The following is a 20378-nucleotide window of genomic DNA, read 5'->3' on the forward strand; positions in this document are numbered from 1 at the left end:
CATGGCCAAATCATTGCTGATCATCAGCCGTCAGGCGCCGTGGTCCGGCCCCAGCGCGCGCGAAGCGCTGGATATCGTGCTGGCCGGAGGCGCGTTCGATCTGCCTATCGGCCTGCTGTTTCTGGACGACGGTGTGTTCCAGCTGGCGCGGCATCAGGACGCCAGGGCCGTGCAACAAAAGGATTTGAGCGCCAACCTGCAGGCGCTGGGCCTGTTCGGCATCGATGACGTGTTCGCCTGCGGCCACAGCCTGTCCGCACGCGGGCTGGCGCCACCCGACAATGCGCAGGCCCTGGACAGCCAGGCTATTTCCAGGCTGATTGACCGTTACGATCAGGTGATTACCCTCTGATGTCGACTCTACATGTGGTGAGCCACTCCCCCTTTACCGACAGCCGTCTGGACAGTTGCCTGCGTGTGTGCGGCAACGCGGATGCAATCCTGCTGTGCGGCGACGGCGCCTACGGCCTGCACAACGCAGCGCTGCAAACCAGGGGGGTAAAAGTGTTTGTGCTGGCTGAAGACCTGCAGGCACGCAACCTGCCGCTCCCGGACTGGGCCGACAGCGTCGACTATCCGGGGTTCGTGCAGTTGTCGATCGACTATGACAAGGTCAACAGCTGGTTATGAACACACTGACCGTCGGCACGCGTAGCCTGGCACTGGACAAGGACGGCTACCTCGTCGACCTGAATGACTGGTCCGATGAGGTGGCGCACGCCCTGGCCAACGCCGAAGCGGTGGAACTGACCGCGGACCACTGGGAAATTCTCCTGTTGCTGCGCCAGTTCTACAGCGAATTCCAGCTGTCCCCCGCCACGCGCCCGCTGATCAAGTACACCGCCTTGAAGCTCGGCCCGCAAAAGGGCAACAGCCTGCACCTCAATAAACTGTTCAACGGCACTCCCGCCAAACTCGCCGCCAAGCTGGCGGGCCTGCCCAGGCCGACGAATTGCTTATGACCGATTTTGCCCCCCTGACCCTCTCGACGCCTGAAGAACATCCGTTTGCGCCGTTCGTGCGCATCCTGGGCAAAGGCAAGCGCGGCGCACGCAACCTCACCCGTGAGGAAGCGCGGCAAGCCATGGGCATGCTGCTCGATGAAAAAGTCGAAGACACCCAGCTGGGCGCCTTCCTCATGCTGCTGCGCCACAAGGAAGAAAGCCCGGAGGAGCTCGCCGGCTTCACCGAAGCGGTACGCGAGCGGTTGAACCCGCCCGCACTGAATGTGGATATCGACTGGCCGACCTACGCCGGCAAAAAGCGCCACTTGCCCTGGTTCCTGCTGGCGGCCAAATGCCTGGCGCAACAGGGTGTGCGCATCCTCATGCACGGCGGCGGCGCGCATACGGCGGGGCGCTTGTACACCGAGCAACTGCTGGAGCGCTTGCACATACCGCTGTGCCGCAATTGGCAACAGGTCGAGGCGGCGTATGCACACGGCAACCTGGCGTTTATCCCGCTGGGCGACTGGGCGCCCCAGTTGCAGCGCATGATCGACCTGCGCAACACCCTGGGCCTGCGCTCGCCGATCCACTCCCTGGCCCGCCTGCTCAACCCGCTGAATGCCCGTTGCGGCCTGCAAAGCATTTTCCACCCGGGTTACCAGGGCGTGCACCGCGATGCCAGTGGCCTGCTGGGCGACAACGTGATTGTGGTCAAGGGCGACGGCGGCGAGATCGAGGTCAACCCCGACACCCTCAGCCACTTGTACGGCACCACCGGCGGCCAGAGCTGGGACGAGGAATGGCCCGCCCTCTCCGCCCAGCGCCACGTCAAACCGGCAACCCTGGAGCCCGCGCATCTGAACGCCCTGTGGCGTGGCGACGTCGAGGACAGCTACCCGCAACTGGCGCTGATCGCGACCATGGCCCTGGCCTTGCGCGGCCTTGGACACGCCCGCGAGCAAGCATTCGAACTGGCACAGCAATACTGGGACGCGCGAGACAAATCGATTTAATCGATCATTCACCTCCGGTCTTTGCGCTTTTAGTTCGAACTCATCCCTTTAGACTGGGCTCCAACGCTTATTAGCCAAGGAGCCAGTCATGGGTTTGCTGATCGAAGGACACTGGAAAGACCAGTGGTACGAAAGTAGCGCAGATGGCGCTTTCCAACGCGAACAGGCGCAACGCCGTCACTGGGTGACCGCCGACGGCCAGCCCGGCCCGAGCGGCGAAGGCGGATTCAAGGCCGAGGCCGGACGCTATCACCTCTACGTTTCCCTGGCCTGTCCCTGGGCCCACCGCACCCTGATCCTGCGCAAGCTCAAGGGCCTGGAAAGCCTGATCGACGTCTCGGTAGTCAGTTGGCTGATGCTGGAAAACGGCTGGACCTTCGACAAGGCCCACGGCTCAAGCGGCGACGCGCTGGACGGTTTCGACTTCATGCACCAGCGCTACACCGCCGACACCGCAGACTACACCGGGCGCGTCACGGTGCCGGTGTTGTGGGACAAAAAGCTCAAGCGCATCGTCAGCAACGAATCGGCGGAGATCATCCGCATGTTCAACAGCGCCTTCAATGAACTGACCGGCAATACCCTGGATTTCTACCCGCAGGCATTGCGCTCGACCATCGACACCCTGAACGAACGCATCTACCCCGCCGTGAACAACGGCGTGTACCGCGCCGGGTTCGCCACGTCGCAGCAGGCTTATGCAAGCGCGTTTGATGATGTGTTTGCCGAGCTTGATCGCCTGGAACATCACTTGGGCGAGCATCGCTACCTGGCCGGCGAATACCTGACGGAGGCGGATGTCAGGCTGTTTACCACGCTGATCCGTTTTGATGCGGTGTATTACAGCCACTTCAAGTGCAACCTGCGGCGGATTGCCGATTATCCGAACCTGTCGAACTGGCTGAGGGAGATGTATCAGTGGCCGGGAGTGGCCGAGACGGTGGATTTCGAGCATATCAAGGGGCATTACTATGCCAGCCATCGGACCATCAATCCGACGGGTATTGTGCCGAAGGGGCCGTTGCAGCGGTTTGATGCTGGGCATGATCGGGCGCGGTTGAGTGGCAAAGGTGTGTGGAGCTGATCCGGATGGCGGGCTGGAGTTGATGGCCTCATCGGGGGCAAGCCCCCTCCCACACTTGGAATGCATACCCATGTGGGAGGGGGCTTGCCCCCGATGCTTTTGAGCTTTAGACCTGAGACTGAGCGCCTTCAAACCACTTGAGCTTCTCGCGCAACACCACCACCTCTCCCACGATCACCAACGTCGGCGCATGTACTTCATGCTCCGCCACCATGCGCGGCAAGTCGGCGAGTGTGCCGGTGAACACGCGCTGGTTGGAGGTGGTGCCCTGCTGGATCAACGCTGCCGGCGTATCGGCGGCGCGGCCATGCAGGATCAACTGTTCGCAGATAATCGGCAAACCGATCAAGCCCATGTAGAACACCAGGGTCTGCGATGGCCCCACCAGGTCCCGCCAGGGCAGGTCCGACGTACCGTTCTTCAGGTGCCCGGTGATAAAGCGTACCGACTGCGCATAGTCACGGTGCGTCAGCGGAATCCCCGCATACGCCGCGCAACCACTGGCCGCGGTGATGCCGGGCACCACCTGGAACGGAATGCCGTGGGCCGCCAGTTCCTCGATCTCTTCGCCGCCACGCCCGAAAATGAACGGGTCGCCGCCCTTGAGACGCAGCACGCGCTTGCCTTGCTTGGCCAGGTCCACCAGTTGCTGGTTGATCTGGTCCTGGGGCACGGCATGCTCGGCGCGACGCTTGCCGACATACACGCGCTCGGCATCACGGCGGCACAGCTCCAGAATCGCCGGGGCCACCAGACGGTCATACAACACCACGTCGGCTTGCTGCATCAGGCGCAAGGCGCGGAAGGTCAGCAGGTCCGGATCGCCCGGGCCCGCGCCCACCAGGTACACCTCACCCGGTGCGTAAGGCGGTGCGCCATTGACTTTTTCGATCAGCAGGCGCTCGGCCTCAGCGCCCTGCCCGGCCAATTGACGGTCGGCAATCGGGCCCTGGAAGACTTCTTCCCAGAACGCGCGACGCTGCTGCACATCCGGGTACAAGCCTTTGACCTGGGCACGAAAACGCGCCGCCAACCCGGCCAATTGGCCATAGGTGGACGGAATCCAGGTCTCCAGCTTGGCGCGGATCAGGCGCGCCAGCACCGGCGCATCACCGCCACTGGACACCGCAATCACCAACGGCGAACGGTCGACGATCGCCGGGAAGATCACGCTGCACAAGGCTGGCGCATCCACCACGTTGACCGGTACACAGCGACGCTTGGCATCACTGGACACCTGCGCGTTCAGTGGCTCGTCGTCGGTGGCGGCGATGATCAGCACGCAACCGTCGAGGTCGGCCTCCTGATAACCGCGCAACATCAGGTCCCCGCCACTGCCCAGTACCAGTTCACGCAACTGGTCTTCGATCTGGGGAGCAACCACCCGCAGCACTGCGCCGGCGTCAGCCAGCAGGCGGGATTTGCGCAAGGCAATCTCCCCCCCGCCGACGACCAACACACGACTGCCGCGCAGGTTATGAAACAGCGGCAGAAATTCCATCTAGCCGATGACCTCGACGCCGCCCATGTACGGCTTGAGCACCTCAGGCACGCGGATCGAACCGTCGGCCTGCTGGTAGTTTTCCAGCACGGCCACCAGCGTACGGCCTACGGCCAGGCCCGAACCGTTGAGGGTGTGCACCAGCTCCGGCTTGCCGGTTTCCGGGTTACGGAACCGCGCCTGCATGCGCCGGGCCTGGAAATCACCGCAGTTGGAGCACGACGAAATCTCGCGGTATTTGTCCTGGCTCGGCACCCACACTTCGAGGTCGTAGGTCTTCACGGCGCTGAACCCCATGTCGCCGGTGCACAGCGCCAGTACGCGGTACGGCAGCTCCAGCAGTTGCAGGACGCGCTCGGCGTTGGCAGTCAGGCCTTCCAGCGCCTCCATCGACGTCGAAGGCTCGACCACCTGGACCATCTCGACCTTGTCGAACTGGTGCTGGCGAATCATGCCGCGCGTATCGCGACCGGATGCACCGGCTTCACTGCGAAAGCACGGGCTGTGGGCCACAAACTTCAACGGCAGTTGCCTGGCATCGAGGATTTCCCCGGCAACGATGTTGGTCAGCGACACTTCGGCGGTCGGGATCAGGTACAGATCAGCGTCACCATCGCGGCTGATCTTGAACAGCTCTTCCTCGAATTTCGGCAACTGGCTGGTGCCCATCAGCGCCGGCGCCTGCACCAGGTAAGGCGTGTAGGCTTCTTCGTAACCGTGCTCGGCGGTGTGCAGGTTGATCATGAACTGCGCCAGGGCACGGTGCATGCGGGCGATCGGGCCTCGCAGCAAAGCAAAGCGTGCACCGGACATTTTCGCGGCGGTCTCAAAATCCAGGCCGCCGGTCAATTCGCCCAGGGCCACGTGGTCCTTGATCTCGAAATCGAAGGCTTTCGGCGTGCCCCAGCGGCGCACTTCGACGTTGCCGTCTTCGTCTTCGCCAATCGGCACCGACTCATGGGGAATATTGGGGATGCCCAACAGGATCGAGTCCAGTTCGGACTGGATTTTCTCCAGCTCGAGTTTGCCGTCGGACAGCTCGGTGCCCATGCGCTCGACGTCCGCCATCAGCGGCGCGATGTCTTCGCCGCGCTGCTTGGCCTGACCGATGGATTTGGAACGCGCATTCCGCTCAGCCTGCAGTGCTTCGGTGCGGGTCTGGACGGTCTTGCGCTGTTCTTCCAGCGCTTCGATGCGCGCAACATCCAGGGCAAAGCCACGGGATGCCAGGCGGTCCGCTACGTCCTGAAGGTTGCTACGTAACAGTTTGGAATCGAGCATGTCGTTCTCTCGTTTATCAAAGTTTGGTCAGGGACAGGCCGGCCCAGGTGGCGAGCAGCCCGCCGAACACGCTGATGCCCAGGTACCCGAAGGCGACCAGGGCCTGCCCGCTTTCCAGCAGGCGCAGCGTATCCAGTGAAAAGGATGAAAAGGTCGTCAGACCGCCTACAAAGCCGACAATCAAGCCGGCGCGAATTTCAATCGGCACTTCCGGGCGCAACAGGAACCAGCCGTACAACAGCCCGATGATCAGGCAGCCCACCAGGTTGACCGCCAGGGTCGCCGCATAGAAATGCTTCGGCCAATGGGCGCTGACCCAGGTGCCGGTGGCGAAACGCAATAATGTACCAGCGATGCCGGCTGCGGACACGGCAAGAATCGTCTTGAGCACTACTTTCTCCGCTGACGGGGGCTGAGACGGTCGAGTTGGGCCAGATGGTTGAGCTTTTCGCCGATCTTCAGCTCCAGGCCACGGGGCACCGGTTGATAGAGCGCCAGCGGCTCGAGCTCATCGGGAAAGTAATCTTCGCCGGCCGCGTAGGCGTCCGGCTCGTCATGGGCATAGCGGTATTCATCGCCGTAACCCAGCTGTTTCATCAGCTTGGTCGGCGCGTTGCGCAAATGCATCGGCACTTCGAGGGAGCCATGTTCGGCCGCCGCTCGCAGCGCCGACTTGAAGCCCATGTACACCGCGTTGCTTTTCGGCGCGCAGGCCAGGTAAGTGATGGCCTGGGCCACCGCCAGTTCGCCTTCCGGGCTGCCGAGGCGCTCTTGCACGTCCCAGGCGGCCAGGCACAGGCTCAAGGCGCGGGGGTCGGCATTGCCGATGTCTTCGCTGGCCATGCGCACCACGCGGCGCGCCAGGTACAACGGATCGCAACCGCCGTCGATCATGCGCGCGAACCAGTACAGCGCGCCGTCCGGGTTGGAACCGCGTACGGATTTGTGCAGCGCCGATATCTGGTCGTAGAACGCTTCACCGCCCTTATCAAAGCGCCGACGCGTGTCGCCCAGCAGGCTTTGCAGCAGGTCCACGCCAATCTCGCCGCCGTCTTCGGCAAGGTCCGAAGCGTTCTCCAACAGGTTGAGAAAACGCCGGCCATCGCCATCGGCGGCCGTGAGCAGGATCTTGAAGCCCTCTTCGCTGACGCTCAGTTGGCGCTTGCCCAGGCCCTTGTCTTCGCTCAAGGCGCGCTGCAACAACTTCTGCATCGCCGCTTCGTCAAGGCTCTTGAGCACATAGACGCGGGCTCGCGAAAGCAGTGCGTTATTGAGTTCGAAAGAAGGGTTTTCAGTGGTGGCGCCGATGAAGATCAACGTGCCGTCTTCGACGTACGGCAGGAATGCATCCTGCTGCGACTTGTTGAAGCGATGCACTTCGTCGACAAACAGGATGGTGCGCTTGCCGTACTGCCCGGCCTGCTGCTTGGCGACTTCCACCGCCTGGCGGATCTCCTTGACCCCGGCCAGCACGGCGGAGACCGTTTCGAAGTGCGCATCCGAGACCTTGGCCAGCAGCCGTGCCAGGGTGGTTTTACCCACCCCCGGCGGCCCCCAGAAAATCATCGAGTGCAGCGCACCCTGCTCCAGGGCTTCACGCAAGGGCTTGCCGCGAGCGAGCAGATGTTCCTGACCGACGTACTCATCCAGGTTGGTCGAGCGCAGGCGCGCGGCCAGTGGCTGGGCAATCGGGTCACTTCGAAACAGATCCATGGGCAGCGTTTGAAACCTCTGGGGAGTTTATTCCTGGATCACGTCGGCACCCTTGGGGATGTCGAACTTGAACTTGGACGCGGGCACAGGCTGGTTGGCCTTGACCCCGGAGAACAGGATATCGGTGCGCTGGCCAACGCTGTCAACCAGGCGCATGTTGTTGATCACGCCGTTGCCGAACGACAGCGACAGGGTGTCGAACAAGGTGTCCCTGGATTTGGGCTTGAGCGTGAACTCGATGACGTTGCTGGTTTGCTTGGAGGTGATGTCGAAACTGTCGTTGATCTTCGACACATCCCCCGACAGCAGCAGCGCCGGCGTCTGGTTCAGGCGCGGGTCGAGCTTCTTGATGGTCGCCTGTTCCAGGTCCGGGTCCCACAGCGTGACTTTCTGGCCGTCGGACACGATGGTCTGCTCGGCCTTGCCTTCGGTGTGCCAGTAGAACAGGCCGGGGCGCTGCACGGCCATTTCGCCTGCGGTCTCCTGCAACTGGGTGCCACCGGCGTCCAGGGTCAGTTGGGAAAAGCGCGCGGTCAGGGTCTGGGATTTGTCCAGCAGGTTCTTCAGACTGGCCACGGAAGCCGGGTCAGCGTGGGCCGAAACGGCGGTCAGGGCCAGTGCCGGCAACAACAGCATGCGGATAATGCGCATGGGAGTCCTCATTGAATAGTCAGGGCGCGCCGCGTGCTGCCACGCGGCGCGGGATCAGTCGCGCATCTGCCCGGGGGCGATGATTTCGCGCGAGCCGTTGGTGTTCATTGCGGTGACGACGCCGGCGTGTTCCATGGCTTCGATCATGCGGGCGGCGCGGTTGTAGCCGATCTTCAGCTTGCGTTGCACGGCGGAGATCGAGGCACGGCGGCTTTCCAGCACGAACGCCACGGCTTCGTCGTAGAGCGCGTCGGTTTCGGCGTCATCGTCGCCACCCCCGCTGCCGCCGTCGAAGCCGCTGCCGGCCTCTTCCACGCCCGCGAGAATGTCGTCGTTGTATTCCGGTGCGCCACGCAGTTTCCAGGCTTCCACCACGCGATGCACTTCATCGTCGGAAACGAACGCCCCGTGGACACGGATCGGCAGGCTGGTGCCGGGCGGCATGTAGAGCATGTCACCGTGGCCCAGCAGTTGCTCGGCGCCGCCCTGGTCGATGATGGTCCGCGAGTCGATCTTGCTCGACACCTGGAACGCCATACGCGTAGGAATGTTGGCCTTGATCAGGCCGGTGATCACATCCACCGACGGCCGCTGGGTGGCGAGGATCAGGTGGATCCCGGCCGCACGGGCCTTCTGGGCGATACGCGCGATCAGTTCTTCGACCTTCTTGCCGACGATCATCATCATGTCGGCGAATTCGTCGACCACCACCACGATGGTCGGCAGCTTGGTCAAAAGCGGCGCTTCGTCGTGAATGTTCTCGCGCTTGTACAGCGGGTCGGTCAGCGGCGTACCGGCGTCCTGGGCTTCCTTGACCTTGGCGTTGAAGCCGGACAGGTTACGCACGCCCATCTTCGCCATCAGCTTGTAGCGACGCTCCATCTCGGCGACGCTCCAGCGCAGGGCGTTGGCGGCGTCCTTCATGTCGGTCACTACCGGGCAGAGCAGGTGCGGAATGCCTTCGTAGATCGACAGCTCAAGCATTTTCGGGTCGATCATGATCAGCTTGGCGTCGTCCGGGCCCGACTTGAACAGGATCGACAGTATCATCGCGTTCACACCCACCGACTTACCGGAACCGGTGGTACCGGCCACCAGCAGGTGCGGCATTTTTGCCAGGTCGGTGATTACCGGCTTGCCGCCGATGTCGTGGCCGAGGGCCAGGGTGACCGGCGATTTGAAGTTGTCGTATTCCGGGGTCGACAGCACTTCGGAGAAACGCACGATCTGGCGGTCTTCGTTGGGAATCTCGATACCCACGGTGGTCTTGCCGGGAATCACTTCCACCACGCGCACGCTGGTCACGGCCAGGGAGCGCGCCAGGTCCTTGGCCAGGTTGGAAATGCGGCTGACCTTGACGCCTGCGGCCGGCTGAATCTCGTAACGGGTAATGACAGGGCCTGGGTGAATCGAGTCCACCGACACTTCGACGCCGAACTCCTTGAGCTTGATTTCCAGCAGGTGGCCGACGGCCGCCAGGGATTCGGGCGAGTAGTTGAGTTGTTTCTTTTCCGCAGGGTCGAGAATCGAGATCGGCGGCAAGGTGCCTTCGACGGCACTGTCGATGAACAGCGGCGCCTGTTTCTCTTTCTGCACGCGGTGGCTGGGCTCGGGCGCCTTGGGCGGCGCGGGGGCGATCACCGGCGGCACCTGCTTCTCGCGATCCGACATGTGCTTGCTCAGGGCCTGTTCGCGCTCGATCAGGCGCTCCTTGACCTTGGCCTGCTCGCGGCGGTCCGGCGTGCTTGGGGCCACCACTTCGTTGACGCGGGTGTCCACTTCACGCAGTTGCGCAACCATCTGCTTGCGCTCCACGCGCGCCGCCCACCAGCGGTTGGCGGCGCCCTGGAACAACTCGAACAGGTCAAGGGTGATCTTGCCGGTCACGTCCATCACTTTGAACCACGACAGGTCGGTGAACACCGTGAGACCGAACAGGAACAGCGCGATGAACATCAGCGTGCTGCCCTGGATATTCAGGGTGCGCCGCGCCAGATCGCCCAGGCTTTCGCCCAGCGCCCCGCCCGCGCCCGCCGGCAGACCGGTCGGTGCATGGAAATGGATATGGGCCAGGGCCGCGCCGGACAACACCAGGAACACCAGCCCGATCAGGCGCCAGGAGAACAGCCAGCCGCTCCACTGCCACGGCTCGTGACGCTGGCGGAAAATCTGCCAGGTCTTGATCGCCAGCAACAGCGGAAAGATGTACGCGAAATAACCGAGAATCATGAACAGGATATCGGCGCTGTAGGAACCCACCGGGCCACCGAAATTCTGCACGTCATCGATTTTGCTGTTATGGCTCCAGCCAGGATCGTCCTTGCCATAGGTGAGCAAGGCCATCATCAGGAACAGGCACAGCGCGCCGATTGCGATCAGCGCACCTTCCTTGAGTCGGTAATGCAGGTGCTGACGCCAGGCCGGCACGACTGCTGCTTTGGGTGTTGCGGCGGATTTCTTCAAAACGGGTCTTTTCCTGCGCCTTTTAGCGCGTCCATCTGTTGAATGACTGCACACGACTGCTCTATCCGAGCAGCTGAAAAATGACAAATGTTGCTGAATCTACTTTTTAACACTGCATAACCCATGGATGAAATGGCGATAACGCCATGATCGCCGCATTGTACGGGTTTGCGTGCGCGATGCCACGCACTTGCCCATCACCCGGCGGCCTGAGCCGTTCACGTGTTGCAGCCTGTTCAATTTGAGCATGCATTGTCTTTGCTGACAAAGGCTTATGCGCTGTATTTACCAATCAAGGCAAGCTTGGCAAATGGCCTGCATTGGCCAGACCCGATTACGACCGCACCTTATACGCAGAGTTGCAGAAACACCCTTACACGCTAAACCAGCTCGAGCAGCCATTTGCGCTGGCCCCGAGGCGCTGCGTCGACAATAATCAGGTCCTGGGGCAGGCGCCCGACCTGCCACTCCCCTCCCCTTCCGTAAGCCTGGATGCCATGCTGACCTGGTTACAACGCGACACCCTGACATTCCCGCCACTGGCCAAGGCCATGCGCGAACCCAACGGCCTGCTTGCCGCCGGCGGCGACCTGTCGGCCGAACGATTGATCCAGGCCTATCGCCACGGCTGCTTTCCCTGGTTCTCCGAAGGCCAGCCGATTCTCTGGTGGTCACCCGACCCACGCACGGTGATCTTCCCCGACGAGCTGCACGTCTCGCGCAGCCTGGGCAAATTATTGCGTCAACAGCGCTATAGCGTGACGTTCGATCAGGATTTCGCAGCGGTCATCCAGGCCTGCGCGGCGCCTCGTGCGTATGCAGACGGCACGTGGATCACCGAAAGCATCCAGAGCGCCTACCTGGAGCTGCATCAGCGTGGTTACGCGCACTCCGTGGAGGTCTGGGACCAGGGCGAGCTGGTCGGCGGCCTGTACGGCCTGGCGATGGGCCAGTTGTTTTTTGGCGAATCCATGTTCAGCCGCGCCGATAACGCCTCGAAATTCGGCTTCGTCACGCTGACCCGGCAATTGCAGGCCTGGGGTTTTGTGCTGATTGACTGCCAGATGCCCAATGATCATCTGCACAGCCTGGGCGCACGCGGCATACCACGCAGCGAATTCGCCGGGTATCTGCGCGATCATTTGGACCAGCCCAGCTCGGGGCCGTGGGTTTCTTAGGCGCCATCCGCGTACCTGGCTTACACTTATTTCAAAGCTTATTCCGAGGGTTGATCATGACCGAGTTGGCGCGCTTGAAGTTTTATGCCACTCAAGCCCACTCTTGCAGCTATCTGCCCGACGAGCAGGCCACCACACTGTTCCTCGATCCCAGCCAGCCGATGGACGTGCATGTGTACGCCGACCTGTCGGAGATGGGCTTTCGGCGCAGCGGCGATCACCTGTACCGACCGCATTGCCAGAACTGCAACGCCTGCGTGCCGGCGCGCATCCCGGTCGCGCAGTTTTTACCGGATCGCAACCAGAAGCGCATTCTCAAGCGCAACGCCGACCTGACGGTAAACGCGGTCAAGCCGCAGTACAGCGAAGAATATTTCGACCTCTATCAACGCTACATCGAACAACGCCATGCCGACGGCGATATGTTCCCGCCCAGCCGCGATCAATTTTCCACGTTCCTGGTGCGTGACCTGCCTTTTTCGCGCTTCTACGAGTTTCGCCTCGACGGACGGTTGCTGGCGGTGGCAGTGACCGACCTGCTGCCCAACGGGCTGTCGGCGGTGTACACCTTCTATGAGCCCGCCGAAGAACGCCGCAGCCTGGGGCGCTTTGCGATTCTCTGGCAAATAGGTGAAGCGCTGCGCCTGGAACTGGAGGCGGTGTACCTCGGATACTGGATCAAAAACTGCAAAAAGATGAACTACAAGACCCAATATCGGCCCATTGAGCTGCTGATTAATCAAAGATGGGTAACGCTTAACTAGAACCCCTTGGCTTGAACACCCTTTTTCGGGCACAATGCACGCCGCTTTTGCCTGGCGCAGTTGCACCGGGCCATTCACTGGATACCGAGGGCTTTACTGCATGTCGAAAGAAGACAGCTTCGAAATGGAAGGCACTGTCGTCGACACCCTGCCCAACACCATGTTTCGTGTGGAGTTGGAAAATGGGCACGTCGTAACCGCGCATATCTCCGGCAAGATGCGCAAGAACTACATTCGTATTCTTACCGGTGACAAAGTGCGCGTCGAGCTGACGCCCTATGACTTGAGCAAAGGGCGCATCACTTACCGCGCTCGCTAAGCAAGTCAATACAAAACGCCCGGTTATGCCGGGCGTTTTTGTGTGCATGGGTTTTATAGAGGCTGCAAAACGACTGTAGGAGCGAGCTTGCTCGCGAAGAACTCAAGAACAACGCAGTGAATCAAAAAGCATGCGTTATCGTTGAAGATTTTCGCGAGCAAGCTCGCTCCTACAGGTTTACAGCGATCAGGCCATTTCCGCCGTGGTTTCGAAGTCGAAGGTCAGTTCGCCATCCTTCAGATCGATATGCACCACGCCACCATGGTCGGAAAGCTCGCCGAACAGGATCTCTTCGGCCAACGGCCGCTTGATCTTGTCCTGGATCAGACGCGCCATCGGGCGTGCGCCCATTGCCGCGTCGTAGCCACCTTCGGCAATCCAACTGCGCGCCGCTTCGGTGACTTCCAACTGCACGCGCTTGTCTTCCAACTGCGCCTGAAGTTCGGTGAGGAACTTGTCCACCACGCTTTTGATAACCTCATGACTGAGGCGACCAAACTGGATAATGGTGTCCAGACGGTTGCGGAACTCCGGCGTAAAGCTCTTCTTGATCACTTCCATTGCATCGGAAGAGTGATCCTGATGGCTGAAGCCGATCGAAGCCCGCGCGGCGGTTTCGGCACCGGCGTTGGTGGTCATGATCACGATCACGTTGCGGAAGTCCGCCTTGCGCCCGTTGTTGTCGGTCAGGGTGCCGTGGTCCATCACCTGCAGCAGCAGGTTGAAGACTTCCGGGTGGGCCTTCTCGATTTCATCGAGCAGCAATACACAATGCGGCTGCTTGGTAATTGCCTCGGTCAACAGACCGCCCTGGTCGAAACCGACATAGCCCGGAGGCGCACCGATCAGGCGCGACACGGTGTGACGCTCCATGTATTCGGACATGTCAAAGCGCACCAGCTCGATGCCCATGGCCTTGGCCAACTGCCGCGCCGCCTCGGTCTTGCCGACGCCGGTCGGGCCTGCGAACAGGAACGAACCCACGGGTTTGTCCGGCGACTTGAGGCCCGCACGCGATAGCTTGATCGCGGTGGACAACGCGTCGATGGCCGCATCCTGGCCGAATACGGTCAGCTTGAGATCACGCTCAAGATTACGCAGCAGCTCCTTGTCGGAACTGTTGACGTGTTTAGGCGGAATCCGCGCGATCTTCGCCACGATGTCCTCGACCTGCGGCACGTCGATGCGCTTTACACGCTTCTCGACCGGCTGCAGGCGCTGGTAGGCACCCGCCTCGTCGATCACATCGATGGCTTTGTCCGGCATATGCCGGTCATTGATGTAGCGTGACGCCAGCTCAGCCGCCGCACGCAAGGCTTCATCGGTGTACTCGATGCCATGGTGCGCTTCGAAACGCCCCTTGAGACCGCGCAGGATGCCGATGGTGTCTTCAACCGAAGGCTCGGACACATCGACTTTCTGGAAGCGCCGCGCCAGGGCACGGTCTTTCTCGAAGATGCCGCGAAACTCCTGGAACGTGGTCGAGCCGATGCAGCGGATATCACCGGACGACAGCAACGGCTTGAGCAGGTTGGACGCATCCATCACCCCGCCCGACGCGGCACCCGCGCCAATAATGGTGTGGATCTCGTCGATGAACAGGATCGCCTGCGGGCGTTTTTTCAGTTCGCCGAGCAGCGCCTTGAAGCGCTTCTCGAAATCGCCACGGTACTTGGTCCCGGCGAGCAATGCGCCCAGGTCCAGGGAGTAGACGACACTGTTGGCCAGCAGATCCGGCACCTGGTTGTCGACGATACGCTTGGCCAGGCCTTCGGCAATCGCGGTTTTACCCACGCCCGCCTCACCGACCAGCAACGGGTTGTTCTTGCGACGCCGCGCGAGGATCTGCGCTACGCGCTCAACCTCCAGCTCACGCCCCACCAGCGGATCGATCCGCCCCTGGCGCGCCAGCTCATTGAGGTTGCTGGCATAGGCATCCAGCGGGTTGCTTGAAGAAGAAGACTCACCGCCCTCGTCGTCCTGCATATCCTGCTCACCCTCGGAATGATCGCCGTGCCCGGGCACCTTGGAGATGCCGTGGGCGATGTAGTTGACGACATCGATACGGGCCACGCTCTGCTGCTTGAGCAGAAACACGGCCTGGCTTTCCTGCTCGCTGAAAATCGCCACCAGCACATTGGCGCCCGTGACTTCACGCTTACCGGAGCTCTGTACGTGGAAGACAGCACGCTGCAATACCCGCTGGAAGCCCAGGGTTGGCTGGGTCTCACGGTCCTCGTCATGCACGGGGATCAGTGGCGTCGTGGAGTCGATAAACTCCTGCAGGTCATGCTTGAGTTTGTCGAGGTTGGCGCCGCACGCACGTAGAACGGTGGCGGCAGCTTCGTTATCCAAAAGTGCCAGCAGCAGGTGTTCGACGGTCATGAATTCATGACGCTTCGAACGAGCCTCCTTGAAGGCAAGATTGAGGGTGACTTCGAGCTCGCGGTTTAACATAGCTTCACCTCATACCCAAGTGGTCGGCGTTAACCGTCCTTCTCGATTTCACAGAGTAGCGGATGCTGGCTTTCCCTGGCGTACTGGTTGACCTGCATGGCCTTTGTCTCGGCGATGTCGCGGGTAAACACTCCACATACTGCCCGTCCTTCTGTGTGAACGGCCAGCATTACCTTGGTCGCCAACTCGCGGTTCAGGTTAAAAAACACCTCGAGCACTTCGACCACGAAATCCATCGGTGTGTAGTCATCATTGAACAAAACCACCTTGTACATCGGCGGCGCCTGTAAAGCAGGCTTGGCCTCCTGAACAGCAATGCCTGCAGAACCGTCGTCGTCATGTTCCTGATCCGGGCGATCCTGATTGAATGTTAGTCGAATCTGGCTATTTGCATGCATGGAAAGAAAGGTTCGTCAGTGGTTCAAATACAGTGGTGGGGGCGACCTGTCAGATTTTCAACTCCAACCCTTTGGTCGCCTTGACTATCGGCAAATCAGTGTTACAACCAATAGAGCCCACAGTGGGTAAAAAAGGTCCGCGCAGTCAACCTTATTTATTCGGGTTAGGACGGATAGACGGGATGATACTCCAGTGATGGAGTCTGGTGCAGAGGGATAAGGGAATGGCTAGTGGTAAGGTCAATTGGTTCAACAACGCCAAAGGGTTTGGGTTTCTTCGAGTGGAAGGCTACGAAGAAGACATTTTCGTGCATTACTCACAAATAGAAATGGAAGGGTATAAAACGCTGAAAGCGGGCCAGCTTGTGCAGTTCGAAAAAATTGTTGAAGGCCGAAAAGGAAAACAAGCCGAAAGAGTTTCTCCTGCCACGACCCCAGCGACCGACGAGCCTTTGGCAATGACCGCCCAGAAAGAAGAAACAGCCTGATCCTGCATCCTGCGTCGGGCGAAAAGACCGGCCACTCCAATCATCGGATGGCCGGCTTTTCATACAGCGGCTTTACATATGCGAAATCAACGCATCACCAAAGCCCGACGACGACACCAATGTCGCCCCCTCCATCAGCCGCTCGAAGTCATACGTCACGGTCTTGGCCGAAATAGCGCCGTTGGTGCCTTTTATAATCAGATCCGCCGCCTCGACCCAGCCCATATGCCGCAGCATCATTTCCGCCGACAGAATCAATGAGCCCGGGTTGACCTGATCCTTGCCCGCGTACTTCGGTGCCGTGCCGTGGGTAGCCTCGAACATGGCCACGGTGTCCGACAGGTTGGCGCCCGGCGCGATACCGATGCCGCCCACTTCCGCCGCGAGGGCGTCGGACAAGTAGTCGCCGTTGAGGTTGAGCGTCGCAATCACATCATATTCAGCCGGACGCAGCAGGATCTGCTGGAGCATCGCATCGGCGATCGCGTCCTTGACCACTACATTCTTGCCGGTCCTGGGGTTCTTGAACTGCATCCACGGCCCGCCATCGAGCAGCGTCGCGCCGAACTCCTCGGCCGCCACTTCGTAGGCCCATTCCTTGAAGGCACCTTCGGTGAACTTCATGATGTTGCCTTTGTGCACGATGGTCAGCGAGTCGCGGTCGTTATCCACCACATATTGCAGGGCCTTGCGTGCCAGGCGCTTGGTGCCCTCTTTCGACACCGGCTTGACGCCAATCCCGCAATCCTGGTCGAAACGGATCTTGGTGACACCCATTTCCTCCTTGAGGAACTTGATCACCTTGATCGCCTCGGGCGAACCGGCTTTCCACTCGATGCCGGCGTAAATGTCCTCGGAGTTCTCACGGAAGATGGTCATGTCCACGTCCCCGGGCTTCTTGACCGGGCTGGGCACGCCTTCGAACCAGCGCACCGGGCGCAGGCACACATACAGGTCGAGTTGCTGGCGCAGGGCCACGTTCAGGGAACGGATGCCGCCGCCGACCGGGGTGGTCAGCGGGCCCTTGATGGACACCACGTAATCCTTGACCGCGTCCAGGGTTTCCTGGGGCAGCCAGGTGTCCTGGTCGTAGACTTGAGTGGCCTTCTCACCGGCATACACCTCCATCCACGAGATCTTGCGCTTGCCGCCGTAGGCCTTTTCAACAGCAGCGTCGACCACCTTGATCATCACCGGGCTGATGTCGACGCCGATACCGTCTCCTTCGATATACGGGATGATCGGTTGGTCAGGAACATTGAGAGAATGGTCTGCATTGACGGTGATTTTGTCGCCGACTGCCGGAACCTGAATCTTCTTGTATCCCATGCTGAACTCCATCTATGGATTGAACATCTGGCTGCGTTCGAGCCTACTCCAGATAAATGGCGACTGAAACCTCGCGCCATGCTCATTTGCGTCGAAAACAGCATAACTTGTCGCCTACAAGCCTGAAATCAAAGGGAAAACCGCCAATCTTGAGCACAACGTGCGACATTGCCCGCACCCGGCCCGCCTGCGACCTTTAGACCAATGGACGACCCACCTTTTGTATGAAGGCTCAGCGTAAGCATAGCGACCTATGTATAATGCCGCCGCTGACCAAAGAGTCACGACGGTTGACCGCTCTAGACAGTAGCCTTCAGCCAGAAAGCAGGACTATTACAATAGTCCAAACGCTTGACGCTCGACTGATGCAACCCAACATCACCGCGAAGAACACTCGACATTTCGCTCATGGATGACTTTGAACGAACGCGCTCCACCCGGCGCATCTCGAGTTTCTGCGCACGCTTTCAGCAAAGAAGAGAGTTAATCCGAATATGCCCACCCGCTCGAAGATCATCTACACCTTCACCGACGAAGCCCCAGCCCTCGCCACCTATTCACTGCTGCCTATCGTAGAGGCCTTCACCGCTTCCGCTGATATTGCCGTGGAAACCCGCGACATTTCCCTCGCCGCGCGCATCCTCGCAAGCTTCCCCGAGCAACTGGGCGCCAAGGCCATCCCGGACCACCTCGCCGAACTGGGCGACCTGGCCGTTACGCCTGAAGCCAACATCATCAAGCTGCCTAACATCAGCGCCTCGACCCCGCAGCTGCAAGCCGCGATCAAGGAACTGCAGGCCCAGGGCTACGCCCTGCCGGACTACCCGGAAACCGTAACCACCGACGCGGAAAAAGAAACCCGTGCACGTTACGACAAGGTCAAGGGCAGCGCCGTGAACCCGGTACTGCGCGAAGGCAACTCCGACCGCCGCGCACCGCTGTCGGTCAAGAACTACGCACGCAAGCACCCGCACAAAATGGGCGCCTGGGCTGCCGACTCCAAGTCGCACATCGCCCACATGAGCAATGGCGACTTCTACGGCAGCGAAAAAGCCGTACAGATCGAAGCCGCTGACGCTGTCAAAATCGAGCTGATCGCTCAAGACGGCACCGCCACTGTCCTGAAGGAAAAGACCTCGGTACAGGCCGGCGAGATCATCGACACCGCCGTGCTGAGCAAAAAAGCCCTGCGCGCATTCATCGCCGCCGAGATCGAAGACGCCAAGAAGCAAGGCGTGCTGCTGTCGGTTCACTTGAAAGCCACCATGATGAAGGTCTCCGACCCGATCATGTTCGGCCAGATCGTCGCCGAGTTCTATAAGGACGCCCTGGCCAAGCACGCCACCGTGCTGGAGCAGATCGGCTTCAACCTGAACAACGGCATCGGCGACCTGTACGCCCGTATCAAGGCGCTGCCGGCTGACCAGCAGGCGCAGATCGAAGCGGACATCCAGGCGGTCTACGCCGCTCGCCCATCGCTGGCGATGGTCAACTCCGACAAAGGCATCACCAACCTGCACGTACCGAGCGACGTGATCGTCGACGCCTCAATGCCGGCCATGATCCGTGACTCCGGCAAAATGTGGGGCACCGACGGCCAGTTGCACGACACCAAGGCCGTGATCCCGGATCGCTGCTACGCCACCATCTACCAGGCCGTCATCGAAGACTGCAAGGCCAATGGCGCCTTCGACCCAACCACCATGGGCAGCGTGCCGAACGTTGGCCTGATGGCCAAGAAAGCCGAAGAGTACGGCTCCCACGACAAGACCTTCCAGATCAAGGCTGACGGCGTCGTCCGCGTCACCGACAGCCAGGGCAAGCTGCTGATGGAACAGTCGGTCGAAGCCGGCGACATCTTCCGCATGTGCCAGACCAAAGATGCGCCGATCCAGGACTGGGTCAAACTGGCCGTCAACCGCGCTCGCGCCAGCAACACCCCGGCCATCTTCTGGCTGGACCCACAGCGCGCACACGATGGCGTCGTGGTCGAGAAAGTTCAGGCTTACCTGAAAGACCACAACACTGAAGGTTTGGACATCCGCATCATGTCGCCGGTCGACGCGATGAAGTTCACCCTGGAGCGCACCCGCAAGGGCCTGGACACCATCTCGGTGACCGGTAACGTACTGCGCGACTACCTGACCGACCTGTTCCCGATCATGGAACTGGGCACCAGCGCCAAGATGCTGTCCATCGTGCCGCTGATGAACGGCGGTGGCCTGTTCGAAACCGGCGCCGGCGGCTCGGCGCCGAAACACGTGCAGCAGCTGGTGGAAGAAAACTTCCTGCGCTGGGATTCCCTGGGCGAGTTCCTGGCCCTGGCCGCGTCCCTCGAGCATTTGGGCGTGACCTACAACAACCCGAAAGCCCTGGTGCTGTCCAAGACCCTGGACCAGGCCACCGGCCAGTTCCTCGACAACAACAAGTCGCCATCGCGCAAAGTCGGCAACATCGACAACCGCGGCAGCCACTTCTACCTGGCGCTGTACTGGGCCCAGGCCCTGGCCGCCCAGACCGAAGACACCGCCCTGCAAGCGCAGTTCGGCGAACTGGCCCAGACCCTGGCCGCGAACGAAGCAACCATCGTTGCCGAGCTCAACGCCGTACAGGGCAAGCCAGTGGACATCGGCGGCTACTACGCGCCGAACCCCGTGCTGACCAGCAAGGCCATGCGTCCGAGCAGCACCCTCAATGCGGCGATTGCCAAGTTGAAGTAAGGTTGTAACGATGCAAAGAAGCCCCGGCCGAGTGCCGGGGTTTCTGTTTCCACTGTTCAACTGAAGAAATCG

Annotated in this window: 19 protein-coding genes; 10 read left to right on the plus strand and 9 right to left on the minus strand. The window is 60.7% G+C overall.

The window, feature by feature from the left end:
- The first annotated feature begins 1 nt into the window (after position 1).
- The 5 genes from tusC (at position 2) to BFQ00_RS14505 (ending at position 3044) form a co-directional block, all read left to right on the plus strand.
- Positions 2 to 352: a sulfurtransferase complex subunit TusC gene (gene tusC, locus BFQ00_RS14485; RefSeq protein WP_065933904.1), complete on the plus strand. Its 351-nt coding sequence runs from the start codon at positions 2 to 4 to the stop codon at positions 350 to 352.
- Positions 352 to 630, plus strand: coding sequence for a sulfurtransferase complex subunit TusB (gene tusB / locus BFQ00_RS14490; protein ID WP_065933905.1), 279 nt, complete (start codon positions 352 to 354; stop codon positions 628 to 630). The genes tusC and tusB overlap by 1 nt, the downstream gene beginning before the upstream one ends.
- The gene (locus BFQ00_RS14495) at positions 627 to 962 is read left to right on the plus strand and encodes a TusE/DsrC/DsvC family sulfur relay protein (protein WP_065933906.1); all 336 of its coding nucleotides are present in this window, start codon (positions 627 to 629) and stop codon (positions 960 to 962) included. Before tusB ends, BFQ00_RS14495 begins: the two co-directional genes overlap by 4 nt.
- Entirely contained in the window at positions 959 to 1960 is a 1002-nt protein-coding gene (locus tag BFQ00_RS14500; RefSeq protein ID WP_065933907.1) for a glycosyl transferase family protein, read from the plus strand. The genes BFQ00_RS14495 and BFQ00_RS14500 overlap by 4 nt, the downstream gene beginning before the upstream one ends.
- Positions 1961 to 2048: 88 nt before the next feature.
- The gene (locus BFQ00_RS14505; protein WP_065933908.1) at positions 2049 to 3044 is read left to right on the plus strand and encodes a glutathione S-transferase family protein; all 996 of its coding nucleotides are present in this window, start codon (positions 2049 to 2051) and stop codon (positions 3042 to 3044) included.
- Positions 3045 to 3150: 106 nt separating this feature from the next.
- Here BFQ00_RS14505 and cysG read toward each other — a convergent pair whose 3' ends face one another.
- The 6 genes from cysG to BFQ00_RS14535 are packed head-to-tail and all read right to left on the minus strand — an operon-like array spanning position 3151 to position 10653.
- Positions 3151 to 4545, minus strand: a complete 1395-nt coding sequence (gene cysG / locus BFQ00_RS14510; RefSeq protein WP_065897559.1) for a siroheme synthase CysG — start codon at positions 4543 to 4545, stop codon at positions 3151 to 3153.
- Positions 4546 to 5826, minus strand: a complete 1281-nt coding sequence (serS, locus tag BFQ00_RS14515) for a serine--tRNA ligase (RefSeq protein WP_065933909.1) — start codon at positions 5824 to 5826, stop codon at positions 4546 to 4548.
- 16 nt (positions 5827 to 5842) lie between these two features.
- Positions 5843 to 6217 (minus strand): fluoride efflux transporter CrcB, encoded by a 375-nt coding sequence (gene crcB, locus BFQ00_RS14520; protein WP_057721801.1) that lies wholly within the window; start codon positions 6215 to 6217, stop codon positions 5843 to 5845.
- On the minus strand, positions 6217 to 7539 hold the full coding sequence (locus BFQ00_RS14525; protein WP_057721800.1) for a replication-associated recombination protein A: 1323 nt from the start codon (positions 7537 to 7539) through the stop codon (positions 6217 to 6219). Before BFQ00_RS14525 ends, crcB begins: the two co-directional genes overlap by 1 nt.
- Positions 7540 to 7566: 27 nt before the next feature.
- Positions 7567 to 8190, minus strand: coding sequence for an outer membrane lipoprotein chaperone LolA (lolA, locus tag BFQ00_RS14530; RefSeq protein WP_065884968.1), 624 nt, complete (start codon positions 8188 to 8190; stop codon positions 7567 to 7569).
- Positions 8191 to 8244: 54 nt separating this feature from the next.
- Positions 8245 to 10653, minus strand: a complete 2409-nt coding sequence (locus BFQ00_RS14535; protein ID WP_065884967.1) for a DNA translocase FtsK — start codon at positions 10651 to 10653, stop codon at positions 8245 to 8247.
- A 497-nt stretch (positions 10654 to 11150) separates the two neighbouring features.
- Between BFQ00_RS14535 and aat the strand changes: the two genes are divergently transcribed.
- From aat to infA, 3 genes are all read left to right on the plus strand, one after another.
- The gene (gene aat, locus BFQ00_RS14540) at positions 11151 to 11831 is read left to right on the plus strand and encodes a leucyl/phenylalanyl-tRNA--protein transferase (protein ID WP_065933910.1); all 681 of its coding nucleotides are present in this window, start codon (positions 11151 to 11153) and stop codon (positions 11829 to 11831) included.
- A 56-nt stretch (positions 11832 to 11887) separates the two neighbouring features.
- Positions 11888 to 12595 (plus strand): arginyltransferase, encoded by a 708-nt coding sequence (locus BFQ00_RS14545; protein WP_065884965.1) that lies wholly within the window; start codon positions 11888 to 11890, stop codon positions 12593 to 12595.
- 100 nt (positions 12596 to 12695) lie between these two features.
- Positions 12696 to 12914, plus strand: a complete 219-nt coding sequence (gene infA / locus BFQ00_RS14550; protein ID WP_002553999.1) for a translation initiation factor IF-1 — start codon at positions 12696 to 12698, stop codon at positions 12912 to 12914.
- Positions 12915 to 13100: 186 nt separating this feature from the next.
- On the opposite strand, the gene clpA is transcribed toward infA, so the two are convergent.
- Both clpA and clpS read right to left on the minus strand, forming a co-directional pair.
- Entirely contained in the window at positions 13101 to 15371 is a 2271-nt protein-coding gene (gene clpA / locus BFQ00_RS14555; RefSeq protein ID WP_065884964.1) for an ATP-dependent Clp protease ATP-binding subunit ClpA, read from the minus strand.
- Between the two features lie 29 nt (positions 15372 to 15400).
- Positions 15401 to 15769, minus strand: coding sequence for an ATP-dependent Clp protease adapter ClpS (gene clpS, locus BFQ00_RS14560; protein ID WP_005789091.1), 369 nt, complete (start codon positions 15767 to 15769; stop codon positions 15401 to 15403).
- A 224-nt stretch (positions 15770 to 15993) separates the two neighbouring features.
- Here clpS and BFQ00_RS14565 point away from each other — a divergent pair, with 224 nt between their 5' ends.
- Positions 15994 to 16257, plus strand: a complete 264-nt coding sequence (locus tag BFQ00_RS14565; RefSeq protein WP_065885049.1) for a cold shock domain-containing protein — start codon at positions 15994 to 15996, stop codon at positions 16255 to 16257.
- Between the two features lie 72 nt (positions 16258 to 16329).
- Here the strand turns inward: BFQ00_RS14565 and icd are convergent, their stop codons facing one another.
- Positions 16330 to 17586, minus strand: coding sequence for an NADP-dependent isocitrate dehydrogenase (gene icd / locus BFQ00_RS14570; RefSeq protein WP_065885048.1), 1257 nt, complete (start codon positions 17584 to 17586; stop codon positions 16330 to 16332).
- Between the two features lie 494 nt (positions 17587 to 18080).
- Between icd and BFQ00_RS14575 the strand changes: the two genes are divergently transcribed.
- On the plus strand, positions 18081 to 20306 hold the full coding sequence (locus BFQ00_RS14575) for an NADP-dependent isocitrate dehydrogenase (protein WP_065933911.1): 2226 nt from the start codon (positions 18081 to 18083) through the stop codon (positions 20304 to 20306).
- Positions 20307 to 20378: the final 72 nt, after the last annotated feature.

The organism is Pseudomonas sp. 28 E 9, assembly GCF_900004785.1.
Lineage (GTDB): Bacteria > Pseudomonadota > Gammaproteobacteria > Pseudomonadales > Pseudomonadaceae > Aquipseudomonas > Aquipseudomonas orientalis_A.